We start from the raw sequence: 12,272 nt of genomic DNA, 5'->3' as shown, positions 1-12,272 counted from the left end.
CGATAGGATCTGAGCGGTAGCGGGTGCGGCGCTGTCCGCGGATCGCCGGCGACCAGGGGTTACGCCGCCCGGCACGCCACGGATGCCGGCGCAGCGTTTGGCCGGTACAATGCGTGATTGCCCGTGCCCTACCTGAAAAGCACACCTGATAAGCACGCCTGATAAAGAAGAAACCATGTCCTTGCCCAAACACCATCTGGAACTGCTCAGCCCTGCCCGCGATGTCCACATCGCCCGCGAGGCCATCCTGCATGGCGCCGACGCCGTCTACATCGGTGGCCCGAGCTTCGGCGCGCGGCACAACGCCTGCAACGAGGTGAGCGATATCGCCCAGCTGGTGGAGTTCGCCCACCGCTACCACGCGCGGGTGTTCACCACGATCAACACCATCCTCCACGACAACGAGCTGGAGCCGGCCCGCGCGCTGATCCACCAGCTCTACGACGCCGGTGTCGACGCGCTGATCGTGCAGGACCTGGGCATCATGGAGCTGGACATCCCGCCCATCGAGCTGCATGCCAGCACCCAGACCGACATCCGCACCCTGGAACGGGCGAAGTTCCTCGACCAGGCCGGCTTCTCCCAGCTGGTGCTGGCCCGGGAGTTGAACCTGCAGGAAATCCGCGCCATCGCCGACGAGACCGATGCCGCCATCGAGTTCTTCATCCACGGCGCGCTGTGCGTGGCCTTCTCCGGCCAGTGCAACATCTCCCACGCCCAGACCGGCCGCAGCGCCAACCGCGGCGACTGCTCCCAGGCCTGCCGCCTGCCGTACACCCTGAAGGACGACCAGGGCCGCGTGGTGGCCTTCGAGAAGCACCTGCTGTCGATGAAGGACAACAACCAGAGCGCCAACCTGAGTGCCCTGGTGGATGCCGGCGTGCGTTCCTTCAAGATCGAAGGGCGCTACAAGGACATGGCCTATGTGAAGAACATCACTGCCTACTACCGCCAGCGCCTGGACGGCATCCTCGCCGAGCGTCCGGACCTCGCCCGCGCCTCCAGCGGCCGCACCGACCACTTCTTCGTGCCCGATCCGGACAAGACCTTCCACCGCGGCAGCACCGACTACTTCGTCAGCGAGCGCAAGATCGACATCGGCGCCTTCGACTCGCCGACCTTCACCGGCCTGCCGGTGGGCACCGTGGAAAAGGTCGGCAAGCGCGACCTGCTGGTGGTGACCAGGGACCCGCTGTCCAACGGCGACGGCCTCAACGTGCTGGTGAAGCGCGAAGTGGTCGGCTTCCGCGCCAACATCGCAGAACCCAAAGGCGAGTTCGAGGAAGACGGCGAGAAGCGCTACCGCTACCGCGTCGAGCCCAACGAGATGCCCGAAGGCCTCTACCGCCTGCGCCCGAACCACCCGCTGTCGCGCAACCTGGACCACAACTGGCAGCAGGCGTTGCAGAAGACCTCCGCCGAGCGCCGCGTCGGCCTGTCATGGGTCGCCAGGCTGCGCGAGGAACGCCTGGAACTGACCGCCACCAGCGAGGAAGGCGTCACCGTCAGCGTCGCCCTCGACGGCCCGTTCGGCGCCGCCAACAAGCCGGAACAGGCGCTGGAGCAACTGCACGATCTGCTCGGCCAGCTGGGTACCACCCAGTACCACGCCGACCGGATCGAGCTGGACGCCCCGCAGGCGTTCTTCATCCCCAACTCCCAGCTGAAATCACTGCGCCGCGAGGCCATCGAGGCGCTGACCGAAGCCCGCGTGCTGGCCCACCCGCGCGGCGGCCGCAAGGCCGAGACCAACCCGCCGCCGGTCTACCCGGAGTCGCACCTGTCCTTCCTGTACAACGTGTACAACGAGAAGGCCCGTGCGTTTTACCATCGCCACGGCGTGCAACTGATCGACGCGGCCTACGAGGCCCACGAGGAAACGGGCGAAGTGCCGGTGATGATCACCAAGCACTGCCTGCGTTTCTCCTTCAACCTGTGTCCGAAACAGGCCAAGGGCGTCACCGGCGTGCGCACCAAGGTGCAGCCGATGCAGCTGATCCACGGCGACGAAGTACTGACCCTGAAGTTCGACTGCAAGCCGTGCGAGATGCACGTGATCGGCAAGATCAAGGGCCATATCCTCGGCCTGCCGCAACCGGGCAGCGAAGGCGTGAGCAACATCGTCGGGCAGATCAGCCCGGAAGACCTGCTCAAGACCATTCGCAAGCCGGCGCACTAAGCCCTGGCGGACCCGCTTGCCGGCGCGCTCGGATAACCCCCTCTCCCTTCAGGGAGAGGGCTGGGGAAAGGGCCATGGGGTCAGGATCAGCGCAGATGCCATGCCCAACCTCCTTCCCCCTCCCTAACCCTCCCTCTGAAGGGAGCGGGAACCGTTGGGCAGAAGATCGGGCCATGCAGTCAGCCGGAATCCAACCACAACCCCCTGCGCAATTCCCCGATCCCCCGCTATGATCGGGACATGCCCACCACTCCCCCGCTCCGCCAGCAATGCCCGCCCGGCGCCTGCAACTGCGACCGGGAACGCCTGCTGGAAACCCCCAACGCCGACCTGCGCATCCTGCTGCTGACGCGGCACGAGGAGCAGCGCCTGCTGGAACGCCTGGAGAACCTCAAGGACCTGGCGGACCTGGAGCGCCTGCAACACAAGCTCTTCGAGCAGCTCGGCATCCGCCTGCACATCGCCCCCGGCTTCAACGAAGTGCGCAGCATGCGCGGCATCGAGTTCGACTTCGACGAACAGCCCGGCCTCTGCCGCAAGACCCGCCAGGCCATTCCCGCGGCGATCCGCCGGGGCCTGGAGAAGAACCCGGAAATCGCCTGGCGCCTGCTGGACTCCCACGACCTGCTCGGCGGGCTCTGATCAGAAGCCGCCATCCAGCGGGTATTCCACGGCAACACGCAACTGATCGGTATTGAGCTCCGCCTGTGCCGCATTGGCTCGATGGGTGTTGTGCATCAGCACCAGGCGCAGCCCTTTCGCCGGGCCTTCCGGCACCCGGTACTGGAGCATCAGGTCTCGCTCCCAGTGCCTGCCGCCCTCACCGTAGCCCAGGTACGCGTAACCGCCGCGCGGGTCGACATGGCTGCCGTCGATGTCCGTGCCGCGCACGTAGGCCGCCGCCATCGCCAACCCCGGTACGCCAAGCGCCGCCAGGTCGAGGTCGTAGCGCAACTGCCAGGAGCGCTCATTGGGCGCATTGAAGTCCGACAGCTGCACCGCGTTGGTAAGGAAGATCGCCCCACGTGTCACGTAATCGAACGGCGTGTTGCCATCGACCTGCTGGTAGCCGAGGCTCAGCCGGTGTGCGCCCAGGCCGTAGCCGCCAAGCAGGCTCCAGGTGGTGTTGTCGATACGCCCGGAGAGCGCCTGTCCGGTATCCCGGCTGCGATAGAGATTGAGGTTCAGCGACAGGTCCTGAGCATCGCCCAGCCGCTGGCTGAAGGTGCCGCCGAGATAGTCCTGGCGCCAACTCTCCGCGTAGCGCGAGGTGAACAGGCTCAGGCTCGCGTTCTTCTGCGGTGCATAGGTGAGGCCCGCCAGGTCGAAAGCATCGCCCTGGCGCCCATTGGAGTAGTTCACCACGAAGCCGCGATCATGGCTGGAGGCGTTGCGGTCGGTGCTTTCGGTGAAATGCCCGCCTACCAGCCGCAGCCCGGAAAGCTCCTCGCTGGAGAGCAAGAAACCGGTCGCTGTTTCCGGCAGCAGACGGCTGTCGGAGGAACTGAATACCGGCGTTTTCACCCGTTGCTCGCCCCACCACAGCGTCGTCGCGGAGACCCGCGCCTTCAGCGCCGCGCCGCCTCGGGCGAAGCTGTCCTTGGGATGGCCGTCGTTTTCCAGGCCAACCAGCCGTGCCTTGCCGGCGCGGCCGCCGCCGCTGTCCAGCAGCACGCCCTGGTACAGATGGGCGTCCAACCCCAGCCCGACGCTGCCCTGGGTGAAGCCGGACTGCAGGCTGCCCATCAGGCCAAAGGCCCACTCCTCGGCGTAGCCATTGCGCTCGCCGCGCGGCTTGTACGCGTTGCGCGCGGCGCTGTTGCGGTCACCGTGGCGGTATTCGCGCTGATCGAACACCGTCCGGTTGAGCAGACTCCAGCGGCTGTCCTCGATCAGGCCACTGGACTCGCCCTGCACCTCCCCGAACGCCGGCGCGGACAGCGCCAGCAGCACGGCGGAACCGCACAGCCTCACAGGTACTTGAGCCAGGCGATATCACGGCGGCGGGCCTTGAGCCGGGCAAACCAGTGCACCGGCGGGTACAGCGCGACGATCAACAACAGCGCGCAGACCCAGACCGTCCACACCGAGTCGAAGCCGAAGTACTGACCCTGGTTCAGGCCCCGGATCGCCACGGCGGCCAGGTAGAGCAGCTTCAGCACGTAGAGGTGCAGCAGGTAGAAGAACATCGGCGCTGCGCCGAACACCGCCAACCAGCGGGCCAGGGCACCCTGCGCGCGGCGCTCGAAGAACACCAGCAGGAGCAGGCCGACACCCAGGGTCAGGGCAAGGAACAGCAGCGACGGCGGGTACTTGGTGATGTTGAAGAAGCTCATCAGCAGTTGCAGGTCGGTATCGCCGTCGCCCCAGGGCTTCTCACCGTAGCCGTTGTTCAGGCGCAACATCAGGAAACTGCCCAGCGCAACAACGGCGCTCAGCAGGAGCCTGCGGGTACGCTGCATCGCATCGGCGGCGCTGCCGAACCAGGGACCGGCGGCGTAACCCAGGGCAATCACGCCGATCCAGGGCAGCAACGGGTAGGACGTGCGCAGGCGCAGCATATCGCCCACCTCGATCCAGCCGCGATCATGCAGCACCGCCCAGGGCACATGGGCCCAGTGCGCCGGTGCAAAGTGCAGCCCGTCCAGCAGGTTGTGTCCCGCCACCAGCGCCAGGCCAAGCGCCACCAGCGCGGCACGCGGCAGCCAGACCAGCGCGGAGAGCGCCAGCATGCTCAGGCCGATAGCCCAGATCACCTGCAGGTAGATGACCTTGGGTGGGAACTGGAAGGTCCAGGCAAAGTTCACCAGGGTGATCTCCAGCAGCACCAGGAACAGGCCGCGCTTGAACAGGAACGCCGAGACCGCCGCACGCCCCTGGTGCTTCTCGCCATAGAGGAAGGCGGAAAGCCCGGTGAGGAACACGAACACCGGCGCGCACAGGTGCGCCAGGGTGCGGCTGAGGAACAGCACCGGGTCGGTCTGGGTCACGTCCATCGGGTCGCTCACCTGCAGGTGCAGATAGAACGTCTCGCGGACGTGGTCCAGCAGCATGAAGAGAATCACCAGCCCGCGCAGGGCATCGATGGAGTGGAGTCGGGTGGTGGCTTTCGTGATAACAGCTGCGGGAGGCGCGATGGCGACGGTCATGGAGGGGGATCGACTGCGGTTGAATTGTAATATTATTACATTCCAAACACCCCAGTCGCCAACCCTTCGAAACATCCGGACATGTCTGCGACGGCCCTTGCCGCCCGCGACCTCACTCCAGGGCGCGCTTCATCGCCCCGGCGAGTTCACCGCTGCCGAGTTGCTCGAGCCGCTCGGCGGCGCCCAGGCGGTCACGTTCTTCCTTGTTCTGGCTGAGCTTGGACTTGCCGATGATCCCGCCGATTTCCACCTCGATGCCGACGATATTTGCCAGCATGCCGCCGATGAATTCCGGGGTGGAATCACTCATCTTCCAGGGTTTCCCCTCGCTGGCCTCGTGGGTGCGGGTCAGGCGGCCGACCACGCCCCGCACGAAGCGCTCCTCGTCCATCACCTTCAGGCGACCGCGCACGTGCACCACCTGGTAGTTCCAGGTGGGCACCTGGCGGTGCGCCTCATGCTTGCTCGGGTACCAGTTGGGCGAGACGTAGGCGTGCTCGCCACGGAAGATCACCAGCACCTCTTCGCCATCGGCCTCCTGCCAGACCGGGTTGTTGCGGGCGACGTGGGCGCGCAACAGGGGCTTCTCGCCCGATAGCTCCAGCTCGAACGGCAGGTGGTTGGCATCCAGCAGGCCATCGTGGCCGGTGACCAGGATGCCCAGTGGATGCTCACGAATCAGCCGGTGCAGCTCGTCCGGGCGGGTTTCCTCGAAATGCGCAGGTACGTACATGAAAAGCCTCGACAGCAGGTGATGACGGACATCATGCCGCCACATTGGCACCCTATAAAGATCCATTAGAGACCATTGCGACAGAGCCAATCCGCAGTCACCGACGTTTTGGTACAGCCCATGCATCGACTCGCTGGACGGCGATGATGCCGCACCCTACTCTAGCCCTTGGCCAGCATTCGCCCTGGACGGCAGACACAGGCTCCCACTCTCGATGACCGCACCCGAGTTCCCCGCCGCCCCTCGGCAGCAGTACCAGGGGAAAATTCCACCGCGCCTGCAGGATGCCTACAAGGCGTACGTGATCCAGCATTACCGGCGCTTCCTGCTGGCGATCAACTTCATCGCCATGGCGGCCTACGATTCCTACGTATTGGCCGACGCACTGCTGATCCCGGACATGGCCAGGGAATCGCTCCTGCTGCGCGCCGGGCTGAGCCTGATCGGGCTGCTCAACATCTTCCTGGTGTTCCGTTTCAGCCGCAGCGTGCTGGTGATGGACCTGTTGATGCCGGTGCACGACATCATCTCGACCATCGCCTGGTTCGAGTTGCTCAAGCGCAGCGCCTCGCCCGACGTGCCCTTCTTCCTCTACGCCTCGGTGGTGTTCGTACTGCTGGGCAACCTGGGCGTGCGTTACTCGTTCAGGGGCATCGCGCTGGTCTCGGCGATCATCACCGCGATCATTCTCTACAACGTCTGGCTGATCCACGATGGCGCCGCCAAGCCACTGCTGATCTTCATCCTGGTCTACCTGCCCATCGCGCTGTTCAGCCTGTTCATCAGCTGGACCAACATCAAGGGCGTGCGCCAGGCCTTCCTCGCCGACCTGGAAGAGCGCCGCCAGCGGGCTGAACTTGCCGCGCTCAACCTGCGCCTGCAGGAGCTGGCCGCCACCGACGGCCTCACCGGCGTGGGCAATCGCCGCTCGCTGGACCTGCAGCTCAACGAGAGCTGGCACGGCATGCGCGCCCATGGCCGGCCTTTCGCCCTGCTGATGGCCGACATCGACTACTTCAAGCCGTACAACGACCACTATGGCCACCAGGCGGGTGACCGCTGCCTGTGCCAGGTCGCCGAGAGCCTGGTCGGCACCCTTCGTGGCGGCAGGGCCAACGTCTATCGTTATGGCGGTGAGGAATTCGCCATCCTGCTGGAGGCGACCAGCACCGACGACTTGAGTTGCGTGGCCGAACGACTGCGTGAGCAGGTGGCAGGCCTGGGCATCGAGCATCTTTACCGACCCGACAGCCTGCGCTACCTGACCATCAGCCTGGGCGCGGCGATGGCCGACGAGCCTGGCCTGCGGGAACCGCGCGAATTGCTCGCGCGCTGCGACCAGCACCTGTACGTCGCCAAGCAGAAAGGCCGCAACCGCGTGCAACTCAGCGGCATGCCCGGCGTCTGACGAACGACACGTAACCCGCCATGCGCGGCCGACGTCTTCCTGCTTTCCTGCCGGTGACGACGCCACCGGGACCAACCCATGAGGCCAGAGTGAAACGCGACATCCGCCTAGCCGTTCTCCTGCTGTCGATCATCAGCCTTGCCGTGGCCGCCGCCACCGCCTGGGAGCTGTGGTCGGCGCGCGAACGCACGCTGGCGGAAGCCACCACCCACAACCTCAACCTCACCCAGGCGCTGGACACCTATGTCGAGGGCATCGTCACCCAGAGCTCCATGCTCCTGCTCGGCCTGGCCGAGCGCCTGGAGCACGAAGGGCGTGACGCCCCGCAACTGCAACGGTTGAACGAGCTGGTGCAGCGCCAGCAGCACCTGCTTGCCCAGCTCAACGGCGTCGGCATCTACGACGCCCAGGGCAACTGGCTGATGACCTCCAACGGCCCCTTCCCCCGTGGGTCCAACAGCGCCGACCGGGCCTACTTCATCCACCACCGCGATAATCCGTCGCTGGAGGCGTACATCGGCGAGCCGATCCACAGCCGCGCCACCGGCGTCTGGGTGATCACCGTCAGCCGGCGCTACAACGACGCCCAGGGCAACTTCGCCGGAGTGATAGTCGCCGCCCTGGGCGTGCAGGACTTCCTGCGCCTGTTCGGCAAGATCGACATCGGCAAGACCGGCGCCATTGGCGTGGCCATCAGCAATGGCCAGGTACTGGTGCGTTACCCCTTCCGCGAGAGCGACATGGGCCGCGTACTCTCGCGCTCCCCGATCTTCACCCGGTACCTGGAAAACGCCACGGTCGGCAGCGCGACCTTCGCCTCCTCGCTGGATGGTACCGAACGCATCTATGCCTTCCGCAAGAACGAGCGCTACCCCCTGGTGACCTCGGTCGCCCTGGGCAAGGACGAGGCCCTGGCCGCATGGCGCACCGATGCACGGCGCACGGTCGCCATCGCCTTCTGCCTGCTGATGGTCATCGTGGTCATCGGCAGCCTGCTGATCCTCGCCATCCAGCGCCGCATCGGCACCGAGCGCCTGCTGCGCGATGCCCGCGAAGACCTGCTCAAGGCCAACCGCCAGCTGGAAGTACTCGCCTCGCGCGACCCGCTCACGGGCCTTGAGAACCGCCGCAGCTTCGACGACCACCTGATCGCCGAACTGCGCCGCGCCCACCGCGACCATACCCCGCTGGGGTTGCTGCTGATCGACGTCGACCACTTCAAGCGCTTCAACGACACCTACGGCCACCCCGCCGGCGATGACTGCCTGCGGCGTATCGGGCGCATCCTCGCCGACAGCGTGCGCCGTCCTGCCGACCTCGCCGCACGCTACGGCGGCGAGGAACTCGCGGTGATCCTGCCCAACACCGGTGCGGACGGCGCCCTGGCAGTGGCCCAGCAGTTCATGCAGCGCCTGGAGCAGGCCAACCTCACCCACGCCGGCAGCCCGCTGGGCCGCATCACCGCAAGCATCGGCATTGCTACCCTGCCCGGCGGCAGCGACAGCAGCCCGCAGGCTCTCATCGAAGTCGCGGACCGCGCGCTGTACCGCGCCAAGGCTGCCGGGCGCAATCGGCTGGAAAGCGCGCCAACGCCGCAGGAAGCCCCGCAATGATCTTCGACTCCGCGCTGCTCGATGCCCTGCGCGAAGCGCGTCGCGTCGTCGTGTTCACCGGCGCCGGCGTTTCCGCCGAGAGCGGCATTCCCACCTTCCGCGACCGCCTTACAGGATTATGGGAGCGCTTCGACGCCGCCTCCCTGGCGACTGCCGAAGCCTTTCGCGCCGACCCGGCGCTGGTCTGGGGCTGGTATGAATGGCGACGCAGCGTCGTCCGGCGCGCACAGCCCAACCCCGCACACCTGGCCATCGCCGCTCTGGCGAGCAAGGTGCCCAGGCTCACGCTGGTCACCCAGAACGTCGACGACCTCCACGAGCGCGCCGGCAGCCAGGACGTCACTCACCTGCATGGCCAGCTGGAACGCCCGCGCTGCTTCCACTGCCAGCGCGAGCCGGAAGCGCCCTTACCGGTACCGGACGAACCCGCGACCGGCCGCCGCGTGCAACCGCCGGCCTGCGCCCATTGCGGCGGCCCGCTGCGCCCCGGCGTGGTATGGTTCGGCGAAAGCCTGCCGATGGATGCCCTCACCCACGCCTTCCAGGCCGCCGAACAGTGCGACCTGCTGATCTCCATCGGCACATCCGGCGTGGTCTACCCGGCAGCGGAAATTCCCGAGATCGCCTGGCGCCTTCGCGCGACCGTCCTCCACATCAATCCCGCCCCCGGCCCGCTGCACGGCGAACGCGACTTTGCCCTCGCCAGCGCAGCCGGCATCGCCCTGCCCGCATTGCTGAACGAGGCTTTCGCCGAGCACTGATCTCGCCACAACTCTCGATCATAGGATGGGTGGAGCGCAGCGATACCCATGCTGTTCGAGCTGGAAATGATGAGTATCGCTTCGCTCCACGCCATCCTGCGAAGCAGACCCCACTGTAGGAGCGAGCTTGCTCGCGAACCCGCCCCGCATCCATGCCGCCGGAGGTTCTGTTCGCGAGCTGGCTCGCTCCCACAAAGGCACGCCGGAGTAACCGATCTACACCGCCGGCATCTGCAAGGTCACACAGTGAATGCCGCCACCGCCGGCAGCGATCGGGTCGATGTTCAGCTGCACGATCTCCCGGTCCGGGTACAGCTCGCTGAGCAAGGCGTGACAATGCTCATCGGCCGCCGCATCGCCGAACTTCGGCGCGATCACCCCGCCGTTCACCGGCAGGTAGTTGATGTAACCGGCGGCGAAGTCCGGGTTGTCGCGGTTGTAGGCGTTCACCTTGGGGTTTCTCGGCGGCGGCAGACTGTGCAGTTCCAGCTTGCGCCCATCGGCGTCGGTGGCGCTCTTCAGAATCTCCAGGTGCCGGCGAGTGACCTCGTAGTCGTAGGAGCGCTTGTCGTTGTCCAGGTTGACCACCACCACACCCGGCTCGACGAAGCGCGCATAGAAATCCACGTGCGCATCGGTGATGTCCTTGCCGCGGATGCCCGGCAGCCAGATCACCTTGCGCAGCCCCAGCATGTGCTTGAGCTCGGCCTCGATACGCGGGCGCGTCCAGCCCGGATTGCGGTTGTCGTTGAGCCAGCAGCTCTCGGTGAAGATCGCCGTGCCGTGGCCGTCTACCTCGATACCGCCGCCCTCCCCGCACAGCTCGCTGACGATGGCTTGTGCCTCCACGTCCTCGGCCAGCGCCGCCGACACTTTGCGGTCGCGCTCGGCGTGCTGCTTGCCGCCCCAGCCGTTGAAGTTGAAGTCGGCCAGCGCCAGGCCGCCCGGCGCGTCGTTGACCAGGAAGCAGCCGCCGTAGTCGCGCACCCAGATGTCGTCCACCGGCACCGGCAGGAAGTCGACGTTCTGGCCGGCGCACGCGCGCCTGGCTTCGGCCTGTTGTTCCGGCCGGCAGAGCACCGTCACCGGCTGGAACTCGGCGATGGCGCGGGCCAGCCGCGCCACCGTGGCGTTGACGTCCGGGGCGATGTCTTCCCAGACGTCAGGGCTCGCCGCATAGGCAACGAACACCCGCTCCTGCTTGCGGTGCTCGTCGGGCATGTACCAGGGCTTCGCCGCCAGGGCGACGCGGCCCAGGCCGAGCCCGAGGCCCGTCGCCAACGTCATGCCGGCGCCGAGCAGGTTCCTGCGTGTCATCATCCTCGCCTCCTCAGCCGCCGGTGCCGGTCTTGAAGCTGGTCCAGGTGCGCATCCGCGAACGCATGTCGCGTTGCGGGATGTCCTTGCCGGGGAACAGTCGCGCGTAGGCCTTCTCATCAAGATAGATGTCCGGGTTGTCGCGCATGCTCGCCTCGACCATCGGCCGCGCCTTGGCGTTGGACGTCGGGTAGCCGGTGGCGTTGCTGATCGCCGCCATCACCTCCGGACGCATCAGGTAGTTGATCAGTGCGTAGGCATACTCCGGGTGCGGCGCGTCCGCGGGAATGGCCATGGTGTCCATCCAGACCGAAGTGCCTTCGCGCGGCACGCGGTACTCGAAGCGCTCAGGCTTCTTCGCCTCGTCGGCAGCGCGTTGCGACTGGATCACGTCACCGCTGTAGCCCAGCGACAGGCACAGGTCGCCATTGACCAGTTGAGTGACGGGCTGCGACTGGAACTTGCGGATATACGGGCGGATGCCGTTGAGCACCGCCAGCGCGTCTGCCAGATCCTGCGGCTTGCCGCTGCGTGGGTCGCGGCCGAGGTAGTTGAGCACCACGGCGAGCACTTCGTCCGGCGAGTCGATCATCGAGATGCCGCAGTCGGCGAAGTGCCTGGCCATCTCCGGCTTGAACATCAGGTCAAGACTGTTCACCGGCGCGCCGGGCATGCGCTGCTCGATCTTTGCCTGGTTGTAGGTCAGGCCGATGCTGCCCCAGGTGTAGGGCACCACGGCATGCCGCGAGTACCGATACCTGGTCTGCAGGTCGCGCAGGCCCGATTCGATATCGCCCAGGTGCTCCAGCTTGCTGTCGTCGAGCTTCTGCAACGCGCCGGCGCGCATCAGGCGCTCGGCGACGGTGTCGCCGGGGAAGATCAGGTCATAGCCGCTGTGCCCGGCCATCATCTTGGCCTCCAGCGTCTCGCTGCTGTCCATCACGTCGTAGATGACGCGGATGCCGGTCTCTTTCGTGAAGTTGGCCAGGGTGTCGGGGGCGAAGTAATCCGCCCAGTTGAACAGGCGCAGGACCTTCTCTTCGGCCATAGCCGGTTGCAGGCAGCACGCCAGGGACAACCCCAGCGCGCCCATCATCAGGTGCTTGTTCATG

At 66.3% G+C, this 12,272-nt stretch carries 10 protein-coding genes; 5 read left to right on the top strand and 5 right to left on the bottom strand.

Going from position 1 to position 12,272, the window contains the following annotated elements; genetic code table 11:
* The first annotated feature begins 175 nt into the window (after nucleotides 1-175).
* A complete protein-coding gene (locus MJ122_RS12840; RefSeq protein WP_239744435.1) occupies nucleotides 176-2,179 on the top strand; it encodes a U32 family peptidase in 2,004 nt (667 codons plus the stop codon).
* Nucleotides 2,180-2,419: 240 nt separating this feature from the next.
* The gene (locus MJ122_RS12835) at nucleotides 2,420-2,821 is read left to right on the top strand and encodes a hypothetical protein (protein ID WP_017520892.1); all 402 of its coding nucleotides are present in this window, start codon (nucleotides 2,420-2,422) and stop codon (nucleotides 2,819-2,821) included.
* Here the strand turns inward: MJ122_RS12835 and MJ122_RS12830 are convergent, their stop codons facing one another.
* From MJ122_RS12830 to MJ122_RS12820, 3 genes are all read right to left on the bottom strand, one after another.
* On the bottom strand, nucleotides 2,822-4,132 hold the full coding sequence (locus MJ122_RS12830) for an OprD family porin (protein WP_239744434.1): 1,311 nt from the start codon (nucleotides 4,130-4,132) through the stop codon (nucleotides 2,822-2,824).
* A gap of 17 nt (nucleotides 4,133-4,149) precedes the next feature.
* Nucleotides 4,150-5,328, bottom strand: a complete 1,179-nt coding sequence (locus MJ122_RS12825) for a heparan-alpha-glucosaminide N-acetyltransferase domain-containing protein (protein WP_239744433.1) — start codon at nucleotides 5,326-5,328, stop codon at nucleotides 4,150-4,152.
* Nucleotides 5,329-5,440: 112 nt separating this feature from the next.
* The gene (locus MJ122_RS12820) at nucleotides 5,441-6,061 is read right to left on the bottom strand and encodes an FMN-binding negative transcriptional regulator (RefSeq protein WP_239744432.1); all 621 of its coding nucleotides are present in this window, start codon (nucleotides 6,059-6,061) and stop codon (nucleotides 5,441-5,443) included.
* 214 nt (nucleotides 6,062-6,275) lie between these two features.
* On the opposite strand from MJ122_RS12820, the gene MJ122_RS12815 reads away from it, so the two are divergent.
* The 3 genes from MJ122_RS12815 to MJ122_RS12805 all read left to right on the top strand — a co-directional run bounded on the left by MJ122_RS12815 (nucleotide 6,276) and on the right by MJ122_RS12805 (nucleotide 9,843).
* Nucleotides 6,276-7,469, top strand: coding sequence for a GGDEF domain-containing protein (locus MJ122_RS12815; RefSeq protein ID WP_088421812.1), 1,194 nt, complete (start codon nucleotides 6,276-6,278; stop codon nucleotides 7,467-7,469).
* 89 nt (nucleotides 7,470-7,558) lie between these two features.
* Entirely contained in the window at nucleotides 7,559-9,082 is a 1,524-nt protein-coding gene (locus MJ122_RS12810; protein WP_088421811.1) for a sensor domain-containing diguanylate cyclase, read from the top strand.
* Nucleotides 9,082-9,843, top strand: coding sequence for an NAD-dependent deacylase (locus MJ122_RS12805; protein WP_239744460.1), 762 nt, complete (start codon nucleotides 9,082-9,084; stop codon nucleotides 9,841-9,843). Before MJ122_RS12810 ends, MJ122_RS12805 begins: the two co-directional genes overlap by 1 nt.
* 216 nt (nucleotides 9,844-10,059) lie before the next feature.
* On the opposite strand, the gene MJ122_RS12800 is transcribed toward MJ122_RS12805, so the two are convergent.
* Nucleotides 10,060-11,130 (bottom strand): agmatine deiminase family protein, encoded by a 1,071-nt coding sequence (locus MJ122_RS12800; RefSeq protein ID WP_239744459.1) that lies wholly within the window; start codon nucleotides 11,128-11,130, stop codon nucleotides 10,060-10,062.
* A gap of 43 nt (nucleotides 11,131-11,173) precedes the next feature.
* Nucleotides 11,174-12,271, bottom strand: coding sequence for an extracellular solute-binding protein (locus MJ122_RS12795; RefSeq protein ID WP_239744431.1), 1,098 nt, complete (start codon nucleotides 12,269-12,271; stop codon nucleotides 11,174-11,176).
* Nucleotide 12,272 lies beyond the last annotated feature (1 nt).

The sequence above is a fragment of the Pseudomonas sp. DP-17 genome, assembly GCF_022380625.1.
GTDB classification, from domain to species: Bacteria; Pseudomonadota; Gammaproteobacteria; order Pseudomonadales; family Pseudomonadaceae; genus Pseudomonas; species Pseudomonas nitroreducens_A.
Note: the sequence above shows the minus strand (reverse complement) of the source record. Positions and strands in the feature narration are given on the sequence as shown.

Excerpts from the sequence above, each read along its gene's own strand:
- MJ122_RS12840 (WP_239744435.1), top strand. The coding sequence starts at position 176 with ATGTCCTTGCCCAAACACCATCTGGAACTGCTCAGCCCTGCCCGCGAT.
- MJ122_RS12835 (WP_017520892.1), top strand. The coding sequence starts at position 2,420 with ATGCCCACCACTCCCCCGCTCCGCCAGCAATGCCCGCCCGGCGCCTGC.
- MJ122_RS12825 (WP_239744433.1), bottom strand. The coding sequence starts at position 5,328 with ATGACCGTCGCCATCGCGCCTCCCGCAGCTGTTATCACGAAAGCCACC.
- MJ122_RS12820 (WP_239744432.1), bottom strand. The coding sequence starts at position 6,061 with ATGTACGTACCTGCGCATTTCGAGGAAACCCGCCCGGACGAGCTGCAC.
- MJ122_RS12815 (WP_088421812.1), top strand. The coding sequence starts at position 6,276 with ATGACCGCACCCGAGTTCCCCGCCGCCCCTCGGCAGCAGTACCAGGGG.
- MJ122_RS12800 (WP_239744459.1), bottom strand. The coding sequence starts at position 11,130 with ATGACGTTGGCGACGGGCCTCGGGCTCGGCCTGGGCCGCGTCGCCCTG.
- MJ122_RS12795 (WP_239744431.1), bottom strand. The coding sequence starts at position 12,271 with ATGAACAAGCACCTGATGATGGGCGCGCTGGGGTTGTCCCTGGCGTGC.